Origin of the sequence: Flavobacterium hydrocarbonoxydans, from assembly GCF_009789235.1 — a bacterium.
In the GTDB taxonomy this organism is placed as follows: domain Bacteria; phylum Bacteroidota; class Bacteroidia; order Flavobacteriales; family Flavobacteriaceae; genus Flavobacterium; species Flavobacterium hydrocarbonoxydans.
The window spans coordinates 119649-144659 of the sequence record NZ_WSTB01000005.1; the positions used below are offsets into that span (position 1 = coordinate 119649).

The window sequence follows — 25011 nt, forward strand, 5'->3', positions numbered from 1 at the left end:
AAATAAAAGAAGAGCAAAAGCAAATTATAAAAAAGATATAATTTATTTATTCAGTAAGAATAACGTATTAATACGTAGGATTTTTATATTATTTTTGAATTAAATTTACTTTTTTAAGATTTGTTTAACTTGTAAACAGATGCAAATCAAAGCGATAAGTACTGTTTTTTTGTTGTTTTAACGATTATTTAGGTTAGTTATCGGAAAAGTTTCTTGTGGAAAAATTTATCGCATAGTTTAGCAGTGTTAAAATTACACTATCATTTTTAATAGCTTCAATGTACTATTATGAATAAAATGCTACTCACTTTGCTGTTTGTAAGTTATTTGAATCTTCAGGCTCAAAAACCTAGTGAGGAGTTTAATTTTGACGGAACACTAAATAATAATTCTAATACAGCTTCATTTATTGGAGCGGCTAATTTTGTAACAGACAGAAACGGAAAATTAGCAGGAGCACAGCGTCTTGAAAACAAGTATATTGAAGTAGTGCTGAACAATCTTCCACAGGGAAATAAAGCAAGAACAGTTTCGATTTGGATAAAGTTTAATGATATTTCAAATCCCAATTATATCTGGGGTTATGGAACTACACGTAATGCAGAATATTGTGGTCTCTTGCAGCAAGCAACAGATTCTGTAAACTCAGATTTAAGTTTAGCAGGTTGGGGCGCTTCCAATGATGTTATTGTATCAACTTCTTTGTTACAAAACATCTGGTATAATTACAGCATTACTTTTGATGGAAAAATATCCAAAATATATCGTAATGGAGAGCTTTTGAAATTAGCTGAAGGTATTGTTCGAAACACAAAAGGAAATGTTTTTAAAGTAGGACAAATACAGAATATTACAGCAATTAATGCTGATATAGATGATCTAAAAATATACGACGTAGCTTTGACAGAGCAACAAATTATAGACTTATATATTTTTTCTAAGCCGGCGGTGGTGGTAGCTCAGGCTCAGATAATTGCTACTCCTGAAACAGGAGTAGCAATTAATAATAACAATGTTGCTAGTGCAAACATTGCTAAATCATTGACTACAAATAATGATGTTAATAAGAGTTTAAAATCAGTTGAAGTTTACTCTCAGGGGCAAAGAGTTTTAGGAAGTTCATCGCAACAAGAACTGAATGTAAGAGATTTGCCGGAAGGAACCTATTTGTTGAAGGTTACCAATTTATCTTCGCAAAAAGTCACTTCAAATTAAGTACGAGTCTAATAGAAAATAATAGTTAGTTAGTTTTATTTTTTTTGTTATTACCTTTTTTAATATTTGAATTATTATAAAAAAAGCCTTCTGATTTTATATCGGAAGGCTTTTGGTTTTTAATGCTTTTTTTGATGACCCGGAGCGTGAGATCTTGCGCTTTTGCTGCCTGACATTTTTTTTGCTTTTCCAGGAGGAACTTTGTGTGAATGTTTATTTGAGTGGTGGTGATGGGTAACACAACCTAAAACACTGATAACTACAAATAGAATTACCATAACAATTACGGCAACTTTAGTGTATTTCGAGTTTTTCATAAATTTTATTTAAATTAATTTTGATTTTGGGATTAGCAAATATAATAGTTAAATCGAATTTTTCATCATTTATGTCTTGTTTAAAATGGGTATAAACAAAAAGGACTTCTCTGTATATTTTTGAAAGCCTCCAAATCTATATGCTAATTAGAAAAGTAAATTTTTTTGTATGTCTTCCCAACCTTTTTATAAAAAAAGTACTCTATATAAGTAGTAATCATTTTAAATGATTTTCACTTAAAAAAGTATTTTATGAAAAAGAAATTCACCTTAGAAATAGTAAATTCCTGTACTGAAAATTTTGATAACATGATTCCGAATGCGAATGGATCATTTTGTAATTCGTGTGTCAAAAATGTAATCGACCTGAGTAGTAAAACAAATTCCGAAATTGCCAGATTCGCATCAGAAAATAAAAACAAAACTGTTTGTGCCCGACTTAAAACGACACAATTAGAACAGGAATTTGTTTATAATGAAACTTCTAAAATTAATAATTTTAAGTATGCAGCCGCGGTTGCAGCTTCAGTTTTGCTGACTTCAAATGTTGTGGGACAGGAAAAGCCATCTGTACAAACAGAAATAAATTCTACAAAGTCTGAGCATTTTATTTTAGGTAAAGTTGCTTATAATGAAACAGCAGAAGAACAAGTTTCGATAGTGGTAAAGGGGAAAATAATAGATTCTAAAACCAATAAACCTTTGGATAAAAAGATGTATCCTAAAATCGTATTCTCAATAAATGGTTCAGAAAGCATCATTAAAGTAAATGCCAAAACGGGGGATTTTACAGCTTCAATCAAAATTTTAAAAACAGACAAAACAATTGGATATACGATTAGTAGTGGCGATTATTTTCTTTCAAAAACTTTAGAATTTGATATAAAATCGGTCAAAGAAAATGTATTGCAGCAAAATATAGAGGTTGATCCCGAAGAATTCAGAAAAATTTATGTAATGGGCGGTTTGGGGATTAATTATTCTGAAATAAAGGTAACAAAGGAAATATAATCGAACTTCGGTAAATAAAAAAGCTCTGGAAATTCCAGAGCTTATAATTTATAAAAGAAGCTTATTATGCTTCTTCCTGCATTGTGTGATAAACGTTCATCACGTCATCATCTTCTTCGATTTTTTCGATTAGTTTCTCAACATCAGCGATTTGAGCTTCTGTTAGTTCTTTAGTGATTTGAGGAATACGTTCAAAACCAGAAGAAAGAATCTCTAAGCCTCTGTTCTCTAATTCTTTTTGCAAAGCTCCAAAACTTCCAAAAGGCGCATAAATTAAGATCCCGTCTTCATCTTCGAAAACTTCTTCGGCTCCAAAATCAATCAGTTCCAATTCTAATTCTTCAGGATCAAGATTTCCTTTTGCAATTCTGAAATTACAAGTATGGTCAAACATAAACTCAACAGAACCCTGAGTTCCCATGGTACCATTGCATTTGTTAAAGTAGCTGCGGATATTCGCAACTGTTCTGTTATTGTTATCAGATGCTGTTTCAATCAAAATCGCAATTCCGTGAGGGGCGTAACCTTCAAACAAAATTTCTTTATAGTTGGCAGTATCTTTATTACTTGCATTTTTTATCGCACGCTCCACATTGTCCTTAGGCATGTTGGCCGCTTTTGCGTTTTGTATTACAGCTCTTAATCTGGAATTGGCATCTGGGTTTGGACCACCTTCTTTAACTGCCATAACGATGTCTTTACCAATTCGGGTAAATGTTTTAGCCATTGCTGACCAACGTTTCATTTTTCTTCCTTTTCTAAATTCGAACGCTCTTCCCATTACTGATTTTTTATTTTGTGTTGCAAAAATACGGTTATTCCTTATTTTTCCAAAATCAAATTCAATTATATTTTGGTAAAATAGTTTCAGGTTTCAGGTTTTAAGTTTCAGGTTCCAACATCAGCCTGAAACTTGAAACCTGAAACAAAAATTTGCTACTTCGAGCCATTAAATTCTGTGATAATATTTATTGCTTCGTTCAGATACGGATTGGTTTTTAGAGTATTGATCTGATATTCATTCATCACTTTTTCTGAAGGATAAGTGCCTAATAAAAACTGATTTACAGTAGAGTTGTAGATATCCAGCGGATTATTTTCATCATTAAAAGTGTTAATCTCTTTCCAAAGCGTGTTTCTGATTTGCTTTTGCTCAAAAACCGCATCTAATGTCATCGGAATTTCGGCTTTTGGAACATTTATCATTTCGTCAATCTTCTTATTGATTCTTTTGATATCATTAAAATAATAATTATCCGAAAGTCTTACAGAGCTGTTATGAGCAATTTTATCAATAACGCTTCTTTTTACGTAAGGTTTAAATTTAAGAAAGGTTTGGATACTGTCATTTTTTATAGCTGTAGGGAAATTGCTTTCTTTTTGATAAATGTCTTCGTAAAATTCTGGAAGAATCACATCCGGAGTTACCCCAATTTTTTGATGGCTTTTGCCGGTTACCCGATAAAATTTATTAATCGTAATTTTTAAGAAATCGGTATTCTTAGTATCGTCAAGCGAAACAATGGTCTGCATAGTGGCTTTACCAAGTGTGTTGCTGCCCAATAATAAGGCCCGGTTATAATCTTGTACAATCGAAGAGAAAAACTCACTGGCCGAAGCCGTATTGCTGTTAATTAAAACCACAATTGGACCTTTATAAATCAAGCCTCTATAAGGATCATTGATCACTGACTGACTTTTTTTATTGTCAACTACAACCGAAATTGGTCCATAATCCACAAACATTCCGGCCAGTTTGATAGCTTCTTCCATCGAGCCGCCGCCATTGTCGATTAAATCGATAACGAGACCTTTTATGTTATCGCGTTCCAGTTTTATGACTTCACGGGCTACGTCATCGGCGCAGCCTTTTCTTGAATTACCATCTAAATCAGCATAAAAACTTGGTATTTTGATATAGCCAATTTTATTTTCTTTCCCGATAATAAAACTGAAAACCGAATTATCCTCGTCTTTCATGACTTGTTTTTCGATGTAAACATCAAAGCTTTTTCCTGAATTTCGCTTTAGCGTCAGGGTAATGTTTTTATTTGATTCGGATAAAATCATGGTCGAAATAGATTCCAGCGAAGAGCAGGAAACCTCTAATGTTTCTTTTTGATTGGAAATCGAAATAATCTGATCGCCCTTTTTTATCTGTCCCGTTTTAAAAGCCGGACCATTAGGATCAATTTCGTCCACTATAATTTCGTTTTTCTCATTCAGATTAACCGTCATTCCAAGCGACAAATGTTCTTTAGATAAGGAAGCTACAAAACTCGATTTAGAATCATCGCTAAAGTAAGCGGTGTGTGGATCAAAATAAGTACAGAAAAAGTTATAGAGCTTTTCCTGTTGTGTGCTTTTGGTTTCCAGAAGTGTATTGATTCTACAAATTTCATTCGATAAAATCAATTTTCTGGAAGCAGCTTCAATCGATTTAAAATTCGTCTTTATAGAATCCAGATTATCACTTGATTCTACCATATCATCCATAATCTGATAGCGAAGTTTTTTAAGCCAAACTTTCTCCAGATTGTCTTTATTTACATAAAAGTCAAATGTTTTTTTATAAAACCTAATGGTGTCTTTTTTAGTATAATCAAAGGTTCCGGCTTGTATTTTCTGCAGCACCGTTTTAGTTCTTACAAGCCCATTTCTGTATTTACTTTCGATATCATCCAGAAAACTGCAATCGTTTTTCAGAAGTAAATCATCCAGATTCAGGCGGTATTTTTCAGATAATTCTTTGTATTCATCCTTAAAAAAGATATTTCGGGCGGGATCTAATTCATTAATCAGGTTATCAAACACAAAGATCGATAAACTATCATCTACAGGTTTTGGTTTGATGTGTTCGGTTTGAATTAATGTATTTATTTGGTTTAGTATTTCACATGTTTTAGCGCTATTTTGACTAAATAGAACACTTGTAGTCAGTAAAAATACCAGAGAAAATTTTTTCATATATCGAAAGTCATCGTTTACATTAAAATTACGGTTATTTTTTAACATGAACCCGCACTTTCTCTAAAATATCGATGAGGAATATCTTTTTCTCCACGAATTGCATACATTGTTTTGTTTATCAAAAAGTTAGCCACGAATTCACGAATTATTATACATAAATTGAAAATAATTCGTGAATTCGTGGCCATAAAAAAGCCGTTACAATTATTAATTTGTAACGGCTTTAATACTTATTTATATAAAAAAACTATTTCTTGTAAAAAGGTAATTTCACCACTTTTGCAGCAACATCATTTTTTCTGATTCTGATAAAAATATCGCTGTCAACTGCGCTGTTGTCAACCGTAACATATCCCAAACCAATACCTTTACCCATAGAAGGCGACATCGTTCCCGAAGTTACAATACCAATCACGGTACCAGTAGCATCTACAATTTCGTAATCGTGTCTTGGCACGGCACGTTCCTGCATTTCAAAAGCAACTAACTTTTTGGTAACACCTGCTTCTTTTTGCTTTTTCAAACTTTCAGAATTGGTAAAATCTTTACTGAATTTCGTAATCCATCCCAATCCAGCTTCAAGTGGAGAAGTAGTATCGTTAATATCGTTTCCGTACAAACAGAAACCCATTTCAAGACGTAAAGTATCACGAGCAGCCAATCCGATAGGTTTGATTCCGAAAGCAGCACCAGCCTCAAAAACCTTGTTCCAAATCGCTTCAGCATCGGCATTTTTGCAGTAAATTTCGAATCCACCAGAACCAGTATAACCTGTAGCCGAAATAATGACATCATTAAACCCAGCAAAATCAGCCACTTCAAAATGGTAATAAGGAATCGCAGCTAAATCTAAAGAAGACAAAGGCTGCATCGCCTCAACCGCTTTAGGTCCCTGAATAGCCAACAAAGAGTAGTCGTCAGACAAGTTTTTCATCTCAACACCCAAATCATTGTTTGCCGAAATCCAGTTCCAGTCCTTCTCGATATTCGAAGCATTTACAACCAGTAAATACTCTTCTTCTTTCATTTTATACACAATCAAATCATCTACGATTCCGCCGTCATTGTTTGGCAGGCAGGAATATTGCGCTCTACCAATCGTCAAAGTCGAAGCATCATTCGAAGTCACTTTCTGAATCAAAGCCAAAGCATTTGGACCCGAAAGCAAAAATTCACCCATGTGCGAAACGTCAAAAACGCCCACACTGTTACGAACTGTCTCGTGTTCAGCATTCACACCTTCGTAAGTAATCGGCATGTTATAACCAGCAAACGGAAGCATTTTTGCTCCCAAACCTTCATGTATGTGCGTAAGCGCAGTATTTTTCATTGTGTAGTTTTAAGAAATTGTGACGCAAATTTATTCAAAAAATATCGAAAATAAGCAGTCTAAATTATAAAATTCGCAAAGATTAGGAGCTATTTCCTGCTATCCGCTATATCTTTTTGTTTTTAAAGAAAAAACAAAAAGGATGCCGCTTCTATCAGGGCTAGGGCTATTCGGTTATGAGAAACACTTTCTTCTTCAAATTTTTATTGTAACTTTAATAACCTGAATTTTAATTATCATTTACTGTAAACGGCTAATTAAAAATCCGTTTTATCCGCGTTATAATTAACCTCAATCCATAAGTAATTAAATAATCACAATAGATAAACAAGTCAAATGAAAGACCCGTTTTTAATTACAAAAGAAGAAATTCTACAACTCTATAAACCCGTAAACCCTACAGCGCATAAAGGAATTCAGGGACACGCTGTCATTATTGCAGGAAGTTACGGCAAAATCGGAGCGGCAGTTTTGGCATCAAAAGCAGCATTAAAATCAGGTTGCGGACTCGTCACTACTTTTGCACCGCAATGTGGTTATACAATTCTGCAAACCGCCATTCCGGAAGTAATGGTTGTAACGGATGAAAACCCTAATTTTATTACCAATATCAAGCTTCCGTTTATTCCGCAAGCTGTTGCGATTGGTCCGGGAATCGGGCAGGAGCAAGCCACTCAAAAAGCTTTGCATACCTTTTTGAAAACAAATATTCCGCCTTTGGTTCTCGATGCAGATGCGCTCAATATTATATCAAAAAAACCATCCTGGTTGGATTTATCACCTAAAAACACAATCCTGACACCACATCCAAAAGAACTCGAACGCTTAATTGGTAAATGGAATTCGGATGCCGAAAAATTTCAAAAAACAATTGCTTTTTCTGAAAAGTATAAAGTAATTATTGTCATGAAAGGTGCACCCACATTTATCATTCATCAACAGAAGGTCTATCAAAACACCACGGGAAACGCCGCTTTGGCAACTGCAGGAAGCGGTGATGTCTTAACCGGAATCATAACAAGTCTGCTTGCCCAAGGTTACGAATCTTTACAAGCAGCGCAATTGGGTGTTTTTCTTCACGGATTAACTGCTGATATAGCGCTACCTGAAACGGGTTATGAGTCTTTTATAGCATCGAATATTATGGAGAATTTAGGAAAAGCTTTTTTGGAATTAGATAATTAGATAATGTGTCAATTAGATAATTGAATTGTGTTCACATTTTGTTATTCCAGAAATGATAAAAATAAACGAAAATATCCTTTTGAAAACGGATGCCCTAGCCCCGATAGAAGTGGAAATCCTTTTGTTTTTTTCTTTAAAAAACAAAAGATTGCAACGGATAGCGGGATTAGCTCCTGAAAAAAAGATTTGGTTTTATTATAGAAATCGGAAAGACAAACATGACGAAAAAAAACTTTGCGACTTAGCGCCTTTGCGAGCAAATTTCCGCACCAATACTAAATTTACTTCGAGAAGCCTGCAGTTAAAAAATCTAAAATCTAAACTCAGAAATCTAAAATCAAAAATCCGTAAGTTTGTATTCCAGTAAATACTGCTTATGAAAAACTTCGATCTCAGAACCGTAAATGTTACACGATATATAACACCTTTGCGCGAAGGCGGTTCTTTACCCGCTTTGGCAGAAGCCGACGACGATTTTAAATATGTCCTTAAATTCAAAGGTGCGGGTCACGGCGTAAAAGCCCTGATTGCCGAGTTGGTAGGTGGACAAATCGCCAAAGCCTTAAAATTGCAATTACCGGAACTGGTTTTCGCGAATCTCGACGAAGCTTTCGGACGTACAGAAGCCGACGAAGAAATTCAGGATCTGTTGCAGGGAAGTCAGGGGTTGAATTTAGCACTTCACTTTTTATCAGGAGCGATTACTTTTGATCCGGTAGTAACGACTGTCGATGCCAAACAAGCCTCGCAAATTGTCTGGCTTGATGCGTACATCACCAATGTAGATCGTACTTTTAAGAATACCAATATGCTCATCTGGCATAAAGAATTATGGCTGATCGATCACGGAGCCTGTTTGTATTTTCATCATTCCTGGAACAATTGGGAGCAACACGCCAAAAGCCCTTTTGCTTTGATAAAAGACCATGTTTTGTTGCCACAAGCGTCACTTTTGCAAGAGGTCGATGCCGAGTTTAAAGCACTTTTAACTCCCGAAGTATTAGAAGAAATAGTCGATACAATTCCGCTGGAATGGCTGGAGTGGGAGGACACTGATGAAACACCCGAAGCTTTGCGAAATGTATATCTGCAGTTTTTGCAAACTAGATTAAACCATTCTGAAATTTTTGTAAAACAAGCGCAAGATGCAAGATAGTCACTTATATGAGTATGCCGTAATTCGTGTGGTACCCAGAGTCGAGCGCGAAGAATTCCTGAATATCGGAATCATTTTGTTTTGCAAAAAAGCCAAATTTATAAAAGTATTGTCTCATATTGACGATGCCAAAGTAGCAGCTCTTTCTGCCGATTTTGATATTGAGCAATTGCATTGTAATGTAACGGCCCTGAAAAAAATAGCCAATGGAGACAAAGATGGCGGACCAATTGGCGAATTTGATATTCCGTCGCGTTTTCGCTGGCTGACAGCTATTCGTAGTTCGGCGATTCAGACTTCGAGACCACATTCGGGTCTGTGTGAAGATTTGGAGAAAACGATTCAGCGTTTGTTTGAAGAACTTGTGCTGTAAATGTTTTTCACCATATAAGTTATATAAGAAAATTTAAGTTTGAACTTAAAAATTTCGTGAAGTCGCAAGGCCATATAAGAAAAAACTACGCGAATCTCTGCGAATAAGCTTTGTGTATCTCTGTGTAAAATCTGAAATAAAAAAAACACGAACTACATTCCTATAATTCGTGGTTTAAAAACTAAACTAACTCTATTTTTTTTGGATTTTTTAGAAAGATCCGCAGATGTTGCCGCCTAAAGTAGCTCCTGCATTTGCCGAAACATCGGCTTTAACAGCAGTTTTAACAAGTTTTACAATAGTGTAAGGAGGCGTAAAAGCAGTTTTATTTCCGGCTTGGTTTCCAGTTGTGTTTGTAAAAACATTATCAACTGCTGTAACTGCTGTGTAACCAGTCATTAAATCAATTGGCGTTTTTACACCTTCAAAAACATTACTTTCTACACGAATATCAGCTTCAAAACCTGCTGCAACACATTTGTTACTTACAGTGCTATTAAAGAAATTATTCAGTAAATGCACTTTTCCAAAGCGAACTCTAGGCATTCTTTCTTTACAGCCTGGAGCCCACCAGCAACGGGCAAAAGTAATTCTTAGTTTTCCACGATCTCCTGTTGCTCCGTCGCTTGAACCAATTAAGTTTGAATATCTGTGATCATCAGAACCTCCAGAACCTCCAGCTTTTGGCGGTTTTAGGTAATGAAATTTAGAATACGTAACTGAAATATAATCTGACTTGTTTTTGATGTCGAAGTTTCCGTCAACACCATCTCTAAATTCGCAGTGGTCCACCCACACGTTTGTACATTCGTCAAGAATAGCATTATCCCAACCGTCAGTATCATAAGCGCCGGGACCTTCAAAAATTAGATTTCTAATAATGATGTTTTTGCATCTTTTGATATTGATAATTCCGGAAGCATCTTTGGTTTGATTTGTTGAAACCAGTTTTGCACCGCTAGCACCATAAATGGTTTTGCCTGTCTGATCCTGAAACGACAATCTTGTTGTAACTGTAATAGTTCCGGAAACTTTGATCACTTTTACAGAACTGTTTTCAATCGCCGATTTCAATTGCGCATAAGTCGTAACTGTTGTTTCTGTCGATGTTCCTCCTCCAGTTGTTCCTCCATTTTGAGAGGCCCATCCTGGAACCTGAGCACAGTTTCCTACTTTAGCCGTTAAGTTACTTCCCGTAGAAGCTGCAGCAATAATTTTTTCATCATTTTGTGATGAAGCAATTTCCTCGGTGTTACATGCTGTAAAACCGAATGCCAATGTCAATAAGAACATGGTGAGGGTTGATTTAAATTTCATAATTTAAGTTTGGGGTTTATAAGTATTTAACAATACAAATCTGCGGATAATTGCACTTAAAAAAGTTGAACAAGTTCAATGTTTTGAAAAAATATCTACAAAAAGTATTTTTTTAACAGTTGTTAAGTGACAAAATTTTTTAAAACAAGTATTTTTGCGTAATCGATTACATTATTATTTTTTTAATTCATTCTAATACTTACGCCCCAAGTAAGAATAAAAGTAAAAATATGTACAAAGCCCTCAGATTAAGCATCGAACGCAAAATTCCTTTGACAGATGAAGAATGGAAATTTATAGTTGAAAAAACCGAGTTTATCAAACTAAAAAAAAATGAATATTTGCAAGTCCAGGACTCTAATAGTTCTTACGAAGGCTTTATTTTGAAAGGTGCTTTTAAAACCTACATTTTGAATGACAATGGTACCGAAAGCGTTATTTTTTTCTCCTTCGAAAACGAATGGATGTGTGATCTCGAAAGTTTCTATCATCAAAAACCTACCACCTACAATATCAAGGCAATTGAAGACAGCGAAATCCTTGTTATTAGTAAGGCTAATAAAGCCCTTTTGTTTGAGCAGGTGCCAAAGTTAATCCAGTTTCACATCCTTATGGTCGAAAAAGCCAATATTGCCATCCAGCAAAGACTTTTAGATGTCTTAAACAAAACTTCCAAACAAAGGTATCTGGAGTTTATCGAGAAGTATTCGCACAAAGTGGGGAAAATCAACAACAGGAATTTGTCTTCTTATCTCGGAGTTTCACACGAATTTTTGTCTAAGATTAAAAAAAGGTGTTGAAAAGAGAGGGGCTGAGATTCTCTGTAGAGTCGCACTGCAATGCGTCTAATATATTTTATCATAGAATGCGAGACTAAAAAAAACTCTGCGAATCTTGATGTTAAACCTTTTTTACCATATAAGTTATATAAGAAAATTTAAGCTGGAACTTAAAAATCTCGGGAAGTCGCAAGGACATATAAGAAAGAACTTTGTGCCTCTGCGCCTTTGCGAGACTAAAAAAGCCTCCGCGAATCTCTGTGGTATAAACTATACTAGCTTCTCTAAAAAGATAAACTCCAGCGGTTCGGCTGAAATCGTAATATGAATTTCGCTTTGCGGGAAAGCTTCTCTTTCGCCTGTATCAGTATAACCGTTGCGTTTGTACCAGGCAATAAGCTCCTCACGTACCGAAATTACTGTCATAATAATACTCGACAAACCTAAAGCTTTAGCCTGATTTTCGGCTTCGGCCAGCATCTTTTTGCCGATACCGCTGTTTTGTAATTCGGGAGAAACGGTTAACATTCCTAAATACAATTGCGTGCCTTTTTCGACCAGTAAAACCGAACCGATAATCTGGTCGTTCTCCGTAAATTTCAGAAAAGTGTTTTTTGAATCCTCTAGAATTTCAGTTAATTCTTCTTCGGTGGTTCTTTTTCCTTCTAATAAATGGGCTTCGGTAGTCCAGCCTTTTTTTGAAGTTTCGCCTCTGTATGCCGAATTGATTAAGGTATTTAATGCCGGAATGTCGGCTAATGTTGCTTTTGTAATCATGGTTGGTGTGCTGTAGTCCTTTAATTTTTAAATGTCAAAGGTAAATAAATGTTGTCTAAAAGGAAATGAGACAGTGTGATTATGAAATTAAAAAAATACAACGCTTACTTCCTCAGCTACCGGGCTTACATTCTCGCATACGACGCTTACATCCTCAGTTACCAAGCTTACATTCTCACATACAACGCTTACATCCTCAGGTACCGGGCTTACATTCTCACATACGACGCTTACATCCTCAGCTACCGAGCTTACATCCTCAGCTACCGGGCTTACATTCTCGCATACGACGCTTACATCCTCAGCCACCGGACTTACATTCTCACACACGACGCTTATATCCTCAGTTACAAAGCTTACATTCTCACATACGACGCTTACTTTCTCAGTTACCGGGCTCATTAACGACTTTACCAAGCTTATTAACGAAGTTACGAAGGTCGCCAACAAACTTACCAAGGTCGTCAACGACTTTACGACGCTTACTAACTAACTTACGAAGGTCGCCAACAAATTTACCACGCTCGCCAACGATTTTACCACGCTTACTAACGAACTTACGAAGGTCGCCAACAAACTTACCACGCTCGCCAACGACTTTACCACGCTTACTAACGAACTTACGAAGGTCGCCAACAAACTTACCACGCTCGCCAACGACTTTACCACGCTTACTAACAAACTTACCACGCTCGTTAACGAATTTACGAGGCATTATTTTTTTGAGAGGTAGAAAATCTTAGGAGCAGTAGCTTTTTATTTTTTCGATTACCGATTTAATTTGGATTTGATGCTCATCGTAAACCTTTTCTTTATCTAAAGTTCCGCCCAGAATAAGCATCTCTTTGTTTTCAAAACGTTTGCCTAAACGGTCGTTCAGGAAGACGGTTTTCATGCTTTTGGCAATTTCTATTTCGTCCAGAAAAGCATTGGGATGCCCGGCGGTACAAACGGCAAGTCCTAAGGGTACGGTTTTCATTTTGGCATCAGACTGGTCGTTCGCGTACGCATATCCCACCGAATATACTCTATCGAACCAGCCTTTCATCTTCGCGGGACAATCGCTCCACCATACCGGATATATAAAAATGATAGCATCTGCCTTTGCTATTTTTTGATGTTCCAATATAACATCCGCAGGAATGGGCAGGGCAGTGTTTATAAGGCCTTCTCTTTCGTATTCGGCTTCGGTCATGTCGCTCTGAAAACCCATTTCGTAAAGATCAGAGATTTCGAGATTCCAATTTTGAGCCGCAATCAGCTCTTTCAGCTGTTCCAAAACCTGAAAGGTGTACGATTGTTTGCTGGGATGACTGTAGATGATGAGGATGTTCATGTGGTTTGTTTTCGGTTGTAACTTTTTGGCTGATACGAAAATAAGGATTTATGTTGTGGTTTTTTGAAAGTTAATGGTCTTTAGACTGGTTTGCCATTGCGGGAAACTTGTTTTGTAAAAAGGTAGAGATTTTGAATAGCCTCCTGCTTTAGCTGGAGGGAATAAATTGCAATAGTAAAAAATGGCTTTAGCCTAAAGTATCGTTTTTTGGCTAAAGCCAATTGTAGAATTTATTAAAAAACCTCCAGCTAAAGCTGGAGGCTAGTGAAGGTTTTTGATGTTTTTATATGATTTCTATTGGCAGAAGGCTACATTACTTTTCTAATGCTATCCAAAAAATCATTAACTGATTCTTGATTATCCTTTTTCCATCGATTAAATAATTTTGAATAACCATTACCAAATTCTTTCTTATTTATAGTAGATAAAAACCAACTCTTATGTACACCTTTACCATCATTTGTAAAATTATTAAAACAAGTTAGTTTTGTAAAATTATTTTCATCATCCCAAAAATCATCATAATCAGATAAGTTTTTGACAAAATCATACATGACAGTTTCGGGTCTAAACTCTGTTGGAAGAAAAACTGTTCTTGGTGGTATTTTTTTTGAATTCAATTTTTTCTTTACATCTCCATCTAAAATAAAATATACTTTTTTGAAAATTGAATGGTTTGATTCAGCCATAGAAATAATTGTTCCATCTGGAAAAGGACCTTTTTCTATATTTACTATTTTTTTTAATTCTGTATTATTTATAAGATTTTTAATCCAATATTGTGCAACTTCATCTTCACATATAAAGTTGATTTTTTCAGTAACCTTAATTTTAGATACTTCATTTTTTATTTTTAATCTAATATATTCCACAGATGGATTTATAGAATTCTTTACTTTACCGTCTAGCAAATTGAAGTAATTTATTTTTGTATCATTGCCAAATTTATCCTTTAAGTATTCTAATATTTCAACTGAATGTGTCGTGAAAATTATTTGAATGTCAAGTTTTCTTGCATATCTAAATAAGACGTCAATTAATCTACATTGTGAAGCTGCATATAATGTCGAATCTATTTCATCAATTAAAATAATTCCTCCATTAAAACTATCTTTATTTTTTTCTTTTAAAATTTCAAATGAAATTAGAGAAGAAATTATTTGAGAAATATTATCCTGACCAGCAGAATTTCCTAAGTGTCCGTAAACTTCAGTCTGTAAAGCTAAAAGTTTTTTATTGGTAGACTTTACAGGTTCAGGCCTTATTTTATCATTTACTAAGACAAATATTTCTTTGATTAAATTAGAATAAGTATTTATGTATTTACTTGAAAGAGAAGGATTAAAAGATGAAATTTTATTTTCAGTTGCTAATGGTATCAATCTTTTTAATCCCAAGTAGATTATTGGATGATCTAATGCTTTTCCCCTACCATCAAAATCAGTCCTATATCTTTCGGGAGATTTTTCGGTCTTATTTACATATCTAGTATTTATTTGTTTACTTTCTTCTATTAATGAACTTGATAGAGAATAATTGAATTTAACTTCATACTCTTTGATATAATCATTTGTAGGGCAGAACTTGAAAACATTTCTATAGTCTTCTTTAAAATAAGTATCTAAAATAGTTTTTTCTTTAGATTTAAAATCACAAAGCTGAGCAATCCAGCCAAGGATTGATGACTTGCCTGTTCCGTTTAGACCAGTTATAACTGTTATATAATTTCCAAATTCAACTTTTTGGCTTTCAATATGTCTAAAATTCTGTATTTCTAAACTATTTAATTTAGTCATTATATGTTTGAATTAGAAAAAAATAAATACTTTCTTAACAAGAGAAATCAAACATAACAATTTTATATACAAAAAACTAATCTAGTCTATAAAAAACAAAACCACAAACTACACCAAAATCCACATAAAAAAATAGTGAAAATTCGTGTAATTCGTGGCTAAAAATATAAGTCTCGATTACCCCAAAAACGCCTTCAGTTCCTCATACTTAGAAATCTTCACGCTTACTTTTTCTTTATCCAAAACACTTTCAATTTGTGTTGGAATAGGAAGCGTAATGCCTAAAGCAGGTTCTACTACATCCAGGAATTTAATAGGGTGAGCGGTTTCTAAGAAAACACCAATCGCGTTATCGTGTTTTTGCAATTCTTTTTTAAGACCTAAATACCCAACAGCTCCGTGTGGTTCTGCAATATACCCATCGGTGTTATAGATATTTTTCATAGCTTCAAGTGTTTGCTCATCGGTATAACTATAAGAAGAGAAATCTTTTTCGAACGCTTTTAACTCATTGTTGTACAATTCCTGAATACGGATAAAGTTACTTGGGTTGCCCACATCCATTGCGTTCGAGATCGTTGCCTTAGAAGGTTTTGGGGCGTATTTTCCGTTTTCTAAGAATCTTGGTACGGTATCGTTTACGTTGGTAGCTGCTACAAAATGCTCAATTGGCAAACCTAATTTCTTCGCCATGATTCCCGCGCAAATATTCCCGAAATTACCGCTTGGGCAGGAGAAAATAAGGGGTTTGTTTTGGCTCTTCAAAGCTTTATACGCAAAGAAAAAATAAAACATTTGCGGCAACCAGCGCGCTATATTGATAGAATTTGCTGAGGTTAGGTTTTTGTGCGCTAAAGTATCATCTAAAAATGCTTTTTTTACCATGTCCTGGCAATCATCAAAAACACCATCTACTTCCAGTGCTTTGATGTTTTGTCCTAAAGTTGTCAATTGTCTTTCCTGAATGTCGCTCACTTTTCCTGACGGATATAAAATCACAACATCAACACCAGCAACGCCTAAAAACCCGCTGGCAACTGCACCGCCCGTATCTCCCGATGTAGCGACCAAAACTGTATTTTGACTGTCTTTGTTGTCTTTATTAAAATAACCCAAACAACGTGACATAAAGCGTGCGCCAACGTCTTTGAACGCCATGGTTGGACCGTGAAATAACTCTAACGAATAGATTCCGTTTTCGACTTTCACTACCGGAAAATCAAAAACTAAAGTCTCGGCAATAATTTCTTTTAAAACGGTCTCAGGAATTTCATTTCCCACAAATTGTTTAATGGCTTCGAAAGCAATTTCTTCGTGTGATAAACTTTCGATTTTATCAAAAAAAGAAGGTTCTAAAGCGGTAATGTTCTCTGGGAAATATAATCCTTTATCACTCGCTAATCCTTGTATTACAGCTTCCTGAAACGAAACTTTTGGGGCATTATGGTTTAAACTATAGTATTTCATTCTTTTTAAGTTGTTAGTTTTTTAGTCCTTAGTTCTTAGTTCCTAGTCCTTAGTTCTTTAGTTCTTAATCTTTTAGGTCTTAGTTCTCAGTCTTTTAGTCTTTTAGTCTTTAACTTTTTACAACTAGGGACTAATTACTAGGGACTAAAAAAACTAAGGACTAGGGACTAAAAATACTAAGGACTAGGGACTAAAAAACTAAGTACTCTTTTACAAAATCCTCACACCATCAGGATTAATTTTCGAAACGTGAATTTCATACGGTAAATTCATCTTTTCGTAAACGTCACTCATGGCTTTGGCGATTTGGTTGGCGGTGTCAATTCCTCTGCTTAAAGCGAAAATAGAAGGACCGGATCCTGAAATTCCGGAACCTAAAGCGCCATTTTCAAGAGCGGTTTGTTTTATTTGATCAAAACCAGGAATCAAAACACTTCGTAAAGGCTCAACGATTTCGTCATGAAGCGAACGGCCGATTAAGTCGTAATCTTTGGTGTATAAACCAGCGATTAATCCGCCTACATTTCCCCATTGCATGATGGCGCTTTTTAGGGAAACGGTTTGTTTTAGTACCGAACGCGCATCCGAAGTTTTCAGCTCAATTTGAGGATGAACTACTGTTGCGAACAATTCTTCAGGACTGTCAATTCTGATAATATCTAATGGAGCGTAACTTCTTACCAAGGTAAAACCACCCAAAAGAGCAGGAGCAACGTTGTCAGCATGTGCGTTTCCGCTGGCTAATTTCTCGCCCTGCATCGCAAATTGCACTAATTCTTTACGGGAATAAGGTCTGCCTAACAATTCATTTATCCCGAAAACCGCTCCGGCTGAACTGGCAGCACTACTCCCGATTCCGCTTCCGGCTTTGATGTGTTTGTAAATTTCAATTTCGAATCCGCAATCAACATCCAAAGTTGCCAACATCGCCAAAGCCGCCACTCCGGAAACGTTTTTCTCGGTTTCCATAGGTAAATTAGCGCCTTCAATTTTAGTAATGCGTACCCCTTTTTCGGCTACTTTTCGAACAATCATTTCATCGCCCGCATTGTCTAAGCAAAGTCCGAGTACGTCAAATCCGCACGAAAGATTGGCGATAGTAGCTGGGCAAAATAGTTTAATCTGTGTCATTTGTTAAAGTTTCTGAGGTTCTAAGTTGCTAAGTTTCTAAGGTTTTAAAAACTTAGCGTTGAATCTCTTATCTATATTATATGAGTGCTTCTAAAATTCTAAAGAAGCACAATTTTAAATTTTTTACTTAGAGCCTTAGCAACTTAGGAGCTTAGTATCTTTGAAAGAAAACTTAGAAACTTAGCGTCTTAGTGCCTTAGCGGCTAATCTTATACGTTTCCTATTCTGATGACATCCGCAAAAATACCAGACGCAGTTACCGCAGCACCGGCTCCGGCTCCTTTTATCAATAGCGGCTGATCTACGTAACGGTCTGTGTAAAATAATACGATATTGTCTTTTCCTTCTAGGTTATAGAAAGGATGGTCTTTTGGAATGAATTGCAGGCCAACGCTTGCTTTTCCGTTTTCGAATTGTGCAACGTATTTCAATCTTGAATCTTTTGCTAGCGCTTCTTCGTAGATTTTCTCGAAATGCGGCGCGTGTTTGATTAGCGAAGCAAAAAAGTCTTCGTTGTTTATTGTTGCTAAACATTCGGCAGGCAAAAACGACTCGTTGGCGATGGCGTCAATATCCATTTCATAACCGCTTTCGCGAATTAGAATCAGGATTTTACGGGCAACGTCAATTCCGCTCAGGTCAATTTTTGGGTCTGGTTCTGTGAAACCTTGAACTCCGGCTTCTTTAACCACATCGTGAAAAGAATTATTCTTATCAAAATTATTGAAAATGAAGTTCAGACTTCCAGACAAAACCGCTTGTATTTTGTGTACTTTATCACCAGAAGCGATTAAGTTTTTTACAGTATCAATAATTGGTAATCCCGCCCCCACATTCGTTTCAAACAAAAACGGAGCGTTGTATTGGCGTGATAAACTTTTTAGTTTTTTATAATTATCAAAAGCTGATGAACAGGCAATTTTGTTGCAAGTTACAACAGCGATACTTTGTTTTAAGAATTGCTCGTAAGTTTCAGAAACACTTGCATTTGCTGTAATATCAACAAAAATACTGTTACGTAAATTCAGTTCTTTTGCACGGGTGATGAAATCTTCTTTGTTAGCAGTTTCGCCATTGTCAAGAGCCGCCTGCCATTCTTTAAGCGAAATTCCGTCTTCGTCAAAAAGCATTTTTCGTGAGTTTGACAACGCGATTACACGAACGTTTATTTTTAAATTTTCTTTTAAAAACTTTCGTTGATTGTGAATCTGCTCGATGAATTTTTCGCCCACATTTCCAACTCCCATTACAAACAGGTTCAATTGTTTAGTGTTTTCTTCGAAGAAGTTTTCGTGTAAGGTGTTCAGGGCTTTTTTAACATCTCTTTCGTTGATAACCGCCGAGATATTTCTCTCAGAAGCACCTTGCGCAATTGCACGAATGTTCACGTTGTTTTTTCCTAAAGTGCTGAACATTCGACCACTTAAACCCTGGTGATTCTTCATGTTTTCACCCACCAAAGCAATAATGCAAAGGTTTTTCTCTACGATGCAAGGGTCGATTTTATTTTGAGAAATTTCAATTTCAAAGGCTTTATTAATTGCAGCTTCGGCATTATCCGCATCCGAATTTAAAATTCCGATACAAATTGAATGCTCAGAAGAAGCCTGAGTAATAAAAATAACATTGATTTTTTCGTGTGACAACACTTCAAACAAACGTCTTGACGAACCAGCAACTCCAATCATTCCCGGACCTTCCAGAGTCAACAACGAAATATTATCAATATGGCTGATTCCTCTTACGGCAGTTCCGTTTGCAGGTGCCTGATTGGTAATCAAAGTTCCGGCTGCTTCCGGTTCGAATGTATTTTTAATTAAAATCGGAATATTTTTTCTTAAAACCGGCTGAATTGTTGGCGGATACAATACTTTGGCACCAAAATGCGACAATTCCATCGCTTCCTGATACGAAATAGTCGGGATTGGATGTGCTTGTTTCACTACTTTTGGGTTGGCAGTAAACATTCCGTTTACGTCAGTCCAGATTTCTAATTGTGTTGCATCAAGTGCTCCGGCAATGATAGCCGCAGTATAATCAGAACCTCCACGACCCAGAGTAGTAGTAATACCGTCAAGGGTCAATGCTATAAATCCTGGCAGAATATTGATTTGCGATTGATTTTCGGCAAAATATTCCTGAATCAATTGATTTGAAATTTCAAAATTCACAGCCGCTTTACCAAAATTATTATTGGTTTTAATGATTTCGCGACTGTCTTTATAAGCTGCATTTTTATCGATTTGCTGGTAGGCCTGCGCAATGATATAAGATGAAAGCAGCTCTCCAAAACTCAAAATAGTATCAGCTGTTCTTGGAGATAATTCACCTAAAAGAAAACAACCATCTAATAAGGTTTCTAAGTGGTTGATAATTCTTTTGATATGGCTCAACAAACTGCTTTGCTCGCTTACCGGAATTAATTCTTTAAGCGTGTCAAGGTGTTTTTTCTCGATTTCGGCCACGATTTCTCTAAAGCTTTCATCGTTGGCGGCTGCTTTTGCTGCAGCTAATTGTAATAAATCAGTTACTTTGCTTAAAGCCGAAACAACTACTGCTAGTTTTTCTCCTTTTGAATTTTGTTTAACAATTTCGAGAACGAGTTTTATATTTTGGGCATTGGCTACCGAAGTTCCGCCAAATTTTAATACTTTCATTTTGATATTTTTTTCTTTAAATGTTTTTATGTATCCAATGACTCTCTTCTTTCAGGAAAAAAGTATAGATAACCAGGATTATATGTAAAAATGTTTACCCCTAAGGGGTAGTAGTTGTTGTAGTAGAAATAATAGTAGCAGCAATTGCAACTCTAGTTGGAGTTGTCATTGTAGATGGATATTTTGCGCTGTTACTTTTCATTTTCGTTTTTCAAAAGTACAGTTTTTTACAAAAGTTAAAAACCTTTATTTGCTTTTTGCGAATATTTTAATATTTCAAAATTAAATATTTTTATATTGAGTATTTATCAATATTAAATCTTTAAAGTTGACGGATTCACATAATTAGGTTTCTTTTTCTGTTGTGAAATGCTATATTTAAAAGGTTTTTTTGATAAAAATGATATAGAAAACATCGAATTTACCCTATCTGCATAGTAGATTTTGTTTGTAATTCGAAATTAAAGAGTTATGAAAACGTTTTCGTGATTTTTGTCTGAGAAGTATTGTGAAATCTATAAAAGAGGCGATTTCGAAAGGTTAAAATTTTAATAATTAGGAATAAATGTTGCTTTTTAATATTGATTTGCTGAATTTTGAACTCTCAAAATACCATAAGATGAAAGAAATCCATTATATAAGTTCAGAAATCCTGACTTTAGAAGCTTTGCAAGAAATAATCGTGAACCAAAAAGCGATTGAACTATCTGATGAAGCGAAGGTGAATGTTCAGCAATGCCGTGATTATTTAGATAAAAAAATGGCTTCGCATTCTGAACCTATTTATGGTATCAATACAGGATTTGGGTCACTTTGTAATGTGAAAATTTCAAATGAAAACCTTTCTCAGCTTCAGGAAAACTTAGTAAAATCGCATGCTTGCGGAACTGGTGAAGAAGTACCATCTGAAATTGTAAAATTGATGTTGTTGCTTAAAATTCAATCGTTAAGCTACGGACATTCAGGAGTGCAATTGGTAACTCTTAATCGTTTGGTAGATTTTTATAATAACGATGTTTTACCTGTTATTTATACACAAGGATCATTGGGAGCTTCAGGAGATTTAGCACCTTTGGCACATTTATCTTTGCCTTTATTAGGTGAAGGTGAAGTACTTTTTGAAGGTAAAAAAGTACACGCAAGCGAAGTAATGAAACACTTCAACTGGGAGCCAATCGTTTTACAGTCAAAAGAAGGTTTGGCATTGCTAAACGGGACACAATTTATGAGTGCTTATGGCGCACATATTTTGATGAAAGCTTACAAATATTCGTACTTGGCAGATTTAATTGGTACCATTTCTTTAGAAGCTTTTGATGGAAGAAGCGAACCATTTAATGAATTGATACATTTTGTTCGCCCTCACAAAGGACAAATTGTGACTGCGCAACGCATCAATGAGTTTCTGGAAGGAAGTGAAATTATTGTACAAGAGAAAAAACATGTTCAGGATCCGTATTCTTTCCGTTGTATGCCGCAAGTTCATGGTGCATCAAAAGATGCTATTGATTATGTTCGAAAAGTATTCAAGACCGAAATCAATTCGGTTACCGATAATCCCAATATATTTATTGAAGCCGATCAGATTATTTCTGGCGGGAATTTCCACGGACAGCCTTTAGCTTTAGCGTTAGATTTCATGGCGATTGCTTTGGCAGAATTAGGAAGTATTTCCGAAAGAAGAACGTATCAATTGATTTCAGGATTGCGTAATCTTCCAGCGTTTTTGGTGGATAACCCGGGATTGAACTCCGGATTTATGATTCCGCAATATACCGCTGCAAGTATTGCATCTCAAAACAAACAATTGGCAACGCCATCAAGTATAGATAGTATTGTTTCGAGCAACGGACAGGAAGATCACGTAAGTATGGGAGCCAACGGAGCTACAAAAGCATTGCGTGTCATGGACAATTTAGAACGTATTCTGGCTATTGAATTGATGAATGCTTCGCAGGCAATTGCCTATAGAGAGCCATTGAAATCAAGCGAATTTATCGAAATGTTTTTGAGCAGCTATAGAGAAGAAGTGCCTTTGGTTAAAGAAGATAGAATTCTGCATTATGACATAAAAAAGACCGTTTCATTTCTGGATAGTTTCCAAATTGAAAACGATTTGTTAACAATGGCTTAACATTACAAAATATTATTGAAGTAATTTTGCGCTATCAAAAATATAAAAATGTCAATAAACAGTATTTTCCAATTTTTAGTGCCGAAAGACAAGAAATTCTTTCCACTTTTTGAAGAGGCTTCAAGCAATTTAATTGAATTAGCTTCTAATTTACACGAAGCTGTAAACCTTCCGTTGAAAGAAAGAGAAGTTCTTTTTCAAAAAATTGATGAGTTAGAGCAAAGAGGAGAAGACATTACACGTCAGACCAATCTTGAATTGAGCAGAAACTTTATCACACCGTTTGATAGAGAGGATATTCACACTTTAATTACTTCGATTGACAACGTTGCAGATTATTTGCACGGTGCAGCAAGTAGAATGAGATTGTATCAGGTTGACAAGATTACAAAATCTATCCGTAAAATGACAGAAATCAACCTTGAGGCTTGTCAGAACATTGATAGTGCTGTAAAAGAGTTGAGTAACTTAAAAAACATGAATGTTATTAAGGATGCTTGTGCCAGAATCAATAAACTGGAAAACAAGTCTGATAACGTTTATAACAAAGCAGTTTTTGAAATTTTTGAAAACGAAACAGACGCTAAAAATATTATTAAATATAAAGAAGTGTTATCTGTTTTAGAATCAGCAACAGACAAATGTAAGAGCGTTGCGAACATACTAGAATCTATTTCTGTAAAACATTCTTAAATTCAATTTATTTCATTCTGAAGTTATAATTTATGACGCTACTTATAATTATTATAGTATTAGCTTTAATTTTTGATTACATCAATGGTTTTCATGATGCGGCAAATGCTATAGCGACCGTTGTTGCTACAAAGGTTCTAACGCCTTTTCAGGCCGTACTTTGGGCAGCATTTTTTAACTTTCTGGCTTATTGGGTTTTCGGGTTTGGTGTTGCAGATACTGTTGCAAAAACAGCGCATACCATGGAGATTAACCTTGTCGTAATTCTGGCGGGTGTTATTGCAGCAATTTGTTGGAATTTATTGACCTGGTGGTTAGGAATTCCTTCGAGTTCATCACATACCTTAATCGGTGGTTTTGCCGGAGCAGCAGTTGCTCACGCCATTGCAGTACACGGTTTTTCAGGTTATATAGGCGAAGACGGAACAACACATTACTGGTACGAAATCGTAAGCTGGTACAAATCAAGTAAAGATGGTGGAATGCCTTCTGGAGTAATTGTAATTATTGCTTTTATTGTTTTGGCACCGTTAGTTGGACTTATTGCCTCGTATCTAATTTCGATTTGGTTGTTAAACGCTTCACGTAAAAGTATTTATCCTAAGATTTTTACAGTAGCTTTGATGATATTAACGGTTTGGTTTGTTTATGTTCAAATGGTTCCTTATTCGGAGATAGAAAAGCCACGTTTTGATTCGCATTTTTGGAGTGTAGCTTTTGATCCACATAATATCAAATGGTTTTTAGTTGCTTTTATCATCTTAACAGTTAGTGTTTTTTGTTTGATATTTAGCAGTTTAAATCTTCATCAGGCCGATGGAGCACTGAAGAAAATGCAATTATTATCTTCAGCAGCATTTAGTTTAGGTCACGGAGGTAACGATTCTCAAAAAGTAATGGGTATCATTGCAGCAGCAGTTGCAGTTTATATCAACGCAAATCCTGGTGTTCACATGGATGCTTGGTTGGATGTTATTTTGCCAAATGAAGATTTGGGTGTAAAAGGGACTATGCCAGGCTGGATACCTTTAGCATGTTATTCTGCTATTGCAGCAGGAACTTTAAGTGGTGGATGGAAAATTGTAAAAACAATGGGTTCTAAAATCACAAAAGTAACTTCTTTTGAAGGTGTAGCAGCTGAAACAGCAGGAGCTCTAACGTTATACTTTACTGAGCATTTAAAAATTCCGGTAAGTACAACACATACTATTACAGGTTCTATCATTGGTGTTGGATTAACAAAACGTGTCTCTGCAGTTCGTTGGGGAGTAACAGTAAGCTTAATCTGGGCCTGGATATTGACTATTCCTATTTCGGCTTTGCTGGCGGGAGTTGTATATTTTATTTTGAGTATTTTTATTTAATAG

22 protein-coding genes are annotated in these 25011 nt (G+C 35.5%); 9 read left to right on the forward strand and 13 right to left on the reverse strand.

Annotated features, from left to right (window positions below; genetic code table 11):
- Window positions 1-288 precede the first annotated feature (288 nt).
- Window positions 289-1215 (forward strand): LamG domain-containing protein, encoded by a 927-nt coding sequence (locus GON26_RS10640; protein ID WP_160374797.1) that lies wholly within the window; start codon window positions 289-291, stop codon window positions 1213-1215.
- A gap of 119 nt (window positions 1216-1334) precedes the next feature.
- On the opposite strand, the gene GON26_RS10645 is transcribed toward GON26_RS10640, so the two are convergent.
- Window positions 1335-1532 carry a hypothetical protein gene (locus GON26_RS10645; RefSeq protein ID WP_160374798.1) on the reverse strand — a complete coding sequence of 66 codons (198 nt, stop codon included), beginning with the start codon at window positions 1530-1532 and terminating at the stop codon, window positions 1335-1337.
- A gap of 252 nt (window positions 1533-1784) precedes the next feature.
- On the opposite strand from GON26_RS10645, the gene GON26_RS10650 reads away from it, so the two are divergent.
- Window positions 1785-2543, forward strand: coding sequence for a hypothetical protein (locus GON26_RS10650; protein ID WP_160374799.1), 759 nt, complete (start codon window positions 1785-1787; stop codon window positions 2541-2543).
- 64 nt (window positions 2544-2607) lie between these two features.
- Here the strand turns inward: GON26_RS10650 and GON26_RS10655 are convergent, their stop codons facing one another.
- The 3 genes from GON26_RS10655 to gcvT form a co-directional block, all read right to left on the reverse strand.
- A complete protein-coding gene (locus GON26_RS10655) occupies window positions 2608-3324 on the reverse strand; it encodes a YebC/PmpR family DNA-binding transcriptional regulator (RefSeq protein ID WP_134146555.1) in 717 nt (238 codons plus the stop codon).
- A gap of 155 nt (window positions 3325-3479) precedes the next feature.
- Complete coding sequence (locus tag GON26_RS10660; RefSeq protein ID WP_160374800.1) at window positions 3480-5510, reverse strand: S41 family peptidase; 2031 nt, start codon at window positions 5508-5510, stop codon at window positions 3480-3482.
- A gap of 250 nt (window positions 5511-5760) precedes the next feature.
- On the reverse strand, window positions 5761-6843 hold the full coding sequence (gene gcvT / locus GON26_RS10665) for a glycine cleavage system aminomethyltransferase GcvT (RefSeq protein ID WP_160374801.1): 1083 nt from the start codon (window positions 6841-6843) through the stop codon (window positions 5761-5763).
- Window positions 6844-7179: 336 nt separating this feature from the next.
- Between gcvT and GON26_RS10670 the strand changes: the two genes are divergently transcribed.
- From GON26_RS10670 to GON26_RS10680, 3 genes are all read left to right on the forward strand, one after another.
- On the forward strand, window positions 7180-8028 hold the full coding sequence (locus GON26_RS10670) for an NAD(P)H-hydrate dehydratase (RefSeq protein WP_160374802.1): 849 nt from the start codon (window positions 7180-7182) through the stop codon (window positions 8026-8028).
- 376 nt (window positions 8029-8404) lie between these two features.
- Entirely contained in the window at window positions 8405-9184 is a 780-nt protein-coding gene (locus tag GON26_RS10675; RefSeq protein WP_160374803.1) for a HipA family kinase, read from the forward strand.
- Window positions 9174-9557 carry a DUF3037 domain-containing protein gene (locus GON26_RS10680; protein ID WP_160374804.1) on the forward strand — a complete coding sequence of 128 codons (384 nt, stop codon included), beginning with the start codon at window positions 9174-9176 and terminating at the stop codon, window positions 9555-9557. Before GON26_RS10675 ends, GON26_RS10680 begins: the two co-directional genes overlap by 11 nt.
- Window positions 9558-9767: 210 nt before the next feature.
- Here the strand turns inward: GON26_RS10680 and GON26_RS10685 are convergent, their stop codons facing one another.
- The gene (locus tag GON26_RS10685; protein ID WP_160374805.1) at window positions 9768-10874 is read right to left on the reverse strand and encodes a pectate lyase family protein; all 1107 of its coding nucleotides are present in this window, start codon (window positions 10872-10874) and stop codon (window positions 9768-9770) included.
- 230 nt (window positions 10875-11104) lie between these two features.
- On the opposite strand from GON26_RS10685, the gene GON26_RS10690 reads away from it, so the two are divergent.
- Complete coding sequence (locus tag GON26_RS10690; RefSeq protein WP_160374806.1) at window positions 11105-11674, forward strand: Crp/Fnr family transcriptional regulator; 570 nt, start codon at window positions 11105-11107, stop codon at window positions 11672-11674.
- 249 nt (window positions 11675-11923) lie between these two features.
- Here the strand turns inward: GON26_RS10690 and GON26_RS10695 are convergent, their stop codons facing one another.
- The 8 genes from GON26_RS10695 to thrA form a co-directional block, all read right to left on the reverse strand.
- Window positions 11924-12430, reverse strand: coding sequence for a GNAT family N-acetyltransferase (locus GON26_RS10695; protein WP_160374807.1), 507 nt, complete (start codon window positions 12428-12430; stop codon window positions 11924-11926).
- Window positions 12431-12517: 87 nt separating this feature from the next.
- Window positions 12518-12832 carry a hypothetical protein gene (locus tag GON26_RS10700; protein WP_160374808.1) on the reverse strand — a complete coding sequence of 105 codons (315 nt, stop codon included), beginning with the start codon at window positions 12830-12832 and terminating at the stop codon, window positions 12518-12520.
- Window positions 12816-13145, reverse strand: a complete 330-nt coding sequence (locus GON26_RS10705) for a hypothetical protein (protein ID WP_160374809.1) — start codon at window positions 13143-13145, stop codon at window positions 12816-12818. The genes GON26_RS10700 and GON26_RS10705 overlap by 17 nt, the downstream gene beginning before the upstream one ends.
- A 24-nt stretch (window positions 13146-13169) precedes the next feature.
- Window positions 13170-13766 carry an NAD(P)H-dependent oxidoreductase gene (locus GON26_RS10710; RefSeq protein ID WP_160374810.1) on the reverse strand — a complete coding sequence of 199 codons (597 nt, stop codon included), beginning with the start codon at window positions 13764-13766 and terminating at the stop codon, window positions 13170-13172.
- A 308-nt stretch (window positions 13767-14074) separates the two neighbouring features.
- Window positions 14075-15562, reverse strand: coding sequence for an AAA family ATPase (locus GON26_RS10715; RefSeq protein ID WP_160374811.1), 1488 nt, complete (start codon window positions 15560-15562; stop codon window positions 14075-14077).
- Window positions 15563-15739: 177 nt separating this feature from the next.
- Entirely contained in the window at window positions 15740-17029 is a 1290-nt protein-coding gene (thrC, locus tag GON26_RS10720; protein WP_160374812.1) for a threonine synthase, read from the reverse strand.
- A gap of 210 nt (window positions 17030-17239) precedes the next feature.
- Window positions 17240-18160 carry a homoserine kinase gene (locus GON26_RS10725; protein ID WP_160374813.1) on the reverse strand — a complete coding sequence of 307 codons (921 nt, stop codon included), beginning with the start codon at window positions 18158-18160 and terminating at the stop codon, window positions 17240-17242.
- A gap of 209 nt (window positions 18161-18369) precedes the next feature.
- A complete protein-coding gene (gene thrA, locus GON26_RS10730; protein ID WP_160374814.1) occupies window positions 18370-20817 on the reverse strand; it encodes a bifunctional aspartate kinase/homoserine dehydrogenase I in 2448 nt (815 codons plus the stop codon).
- 619 nt (window positions 20818-21436) lie between these two features.
- Here thrA and hutH point away from each other — a divergent pair.
- From hutH to GON26_RS10745, 3 genes are read left to right on the forward strand one after another with little or no spacing between them, the layout of a single operon-like run.
- Window positions 21437-22951 (forward strand): histidine ammonia-lyase, encoded by a 1515-nt coding sequence (hutH, locus tag GON26_RS10735; protein ID WP_160374815.1) that lies wholly within the window; start codon window positions 21437-21439, stop codon window positions 22949-22951.
- 48 nt (window positions 22952-22999) lie between these two features.
- Window positions 23000-23644: a DUF47 domain-containing protein gene (locus GON26_RS10740; RefSeq protein ID WP_160374816.1), complete on the forward strand. Its 645-nt coding sequence runs from the start codon at window positions 23000-23002 to the stop codon at window positions 23642-23644.
- A 32-nt stretch (window positions 23645-23676) separates the two neighbouring features.
- On the forward strand, window positions 23677-25008 hold the full coding sequence (locus GON26_RS10745; RefSeq protein WP_160374817.1) for an inorganic phosphate transporter: 1332 nt from the start codon (window positions 23677-23679) through the stop codon (window positions 25006-25008).
- The last annotated feature ends 3 nt before the right edge of the window (window positions 25009-25011 follow it).

Coding starts and splice junctions, on each gene's coding strand:
- GON26_RS10655 (WP_134146555.1), bottom strand. CDS start 3,324: ATGGGAAGAGCGTTCGAATTTAGAAAAGGAAGAAAAATGAAACGTTGG.
- GON26_RS10725 (WP_160374813.1), bottom strand. CDS start 18,160: ATGACACAGATTAAACTATTTTGCCCAGCTACTATCGCCAATCTTTCG.
- thrA (WP_160374814.1), bottom strand. CDS start 20,817: ATGAAAGTATTAAAATTTGGCGGAACTTCGGTAGCCAATGCCCAAAAT.
- gcvT (WP_160374801.1), bottom strand. CDS start 6,843: ATGAAAAATACTGCGCTTACGCACATACATGAAGGTTTGGGAGCAAAA.
- GON26_RS10715 (WP_160374811.1), bottom strand. CDS start 15,562: ATGACTAAATTAAATAGTTTAGAAATACAGAATTTTAGACATATTGAA.
- GON26_RS10660 (WP_160374800.1), bottom strand. CDS start 5,510: ATGAAAAAATTTTCTCTGGTATTTTTACTGACTACAAGTGTTCTATTT.
- GON26_RS10690 (WP_160374806.1), top strand. CDS start 11,105: ATGTACAAAGCCCTCAGATTAAGCATCGAACGCAAAATTCCTTTGACA.
- hutH (WP_160374815.1), top strand. CDS start 21,437: ATGAAAGAAATCCATTATATAAGTTCAGAAATCCTGACTTTAGAAGCT.
- GON26_RS10670 (WP_160374802.1), top strand. CDS start 7,180: ATGAAAGACCCGTTTTTAATTACAAAAGAAGAAATTCTACAACTCTAT.
- GON26_RS10685 (WP_160374805.1), bottom strand. CDS start 10,874: ATGAAATTTAAATCAACCCTCACCATGTTCTTATTGACATTGGCATTC.
- GON26_RS10640 (WP_160374797.1), top strand. CDS start 289: ATGAATAAAATGCTACTCACTTTGCTGTTTGTAAGTTATTTGAATCTT.
- GON26_RS10710 (WP_160374810.1), bottom strand. CDS start 13,766: ATGAACATCCTCATCATCTACAGTCATCCCAGCAAACAATCGTACACC.
- GON26_RS10675 (WP_160374803.1), top strand. CDS start 8,405: ATGAAAAACTTCGATCTCAGAACCGTAAATGTTACACGATATATAACA.
- GON26_RS10695 (WP_160374807.1), bottom strand. CDS start 12,430: ATGATTACAAAAGCAACATTAGCCGACATTCCGGCATTAAATACCTTA.
- GON26_RS10745 (WP_160374817.1), top strand. CDS start 23,677: ATGACGCTACTTATAATTATTATAGTATTAGCTTTAATTTTTGATTAC.
- GON26_RS10645 (WP_160374798.1), bottom strand. CDS start 1,532: ATGAAAAACTCGAAATACACTAAAGTTGCCGTAATTGTTATGGTAATT.
- GON26_RS10700 (WP_160374808.1), bottom strand. CDS start 12,832: ATGAGCCCGGTAACTGAGAAAGTAAGCGTCGTATGTGAGAATGTAAGC.
- GON26_RS10680 (WP_160374804.1), top strand. CDS start 9,174: ATGCAAGATAGTCACTTATATGAGTATGCCGTAATTCGTGTGGTACCC.
- thrC (WP_160374812.1), bottom strand. CDS start 17,029: ATGAAATACTATAGTTTAAACCATAATGCCCCAAAAGTTTCGTTTCAG.
- GON26_RS10705 (WP_160374809.1), bottom strand. CDS start 13,145: ATGCCTCGTAAATTCGTTAACGAGCGTGGTAAGTTTGTTAGTAAGCGT.
- GON26_RS10740 (WP_160374816.1), top strand. CDS start 23,000: ATGTCAATAAACAGTATTTTCCAATTTTTAGTGCCGAAAGACAAGAAA.
- GON26_RS10650 (WP_160374799.1), top strand. CDS start 1,785: ATGAAAAAGAAATTCACCTTAGAAATAGTAAATTCCTGTACTGAAAAT.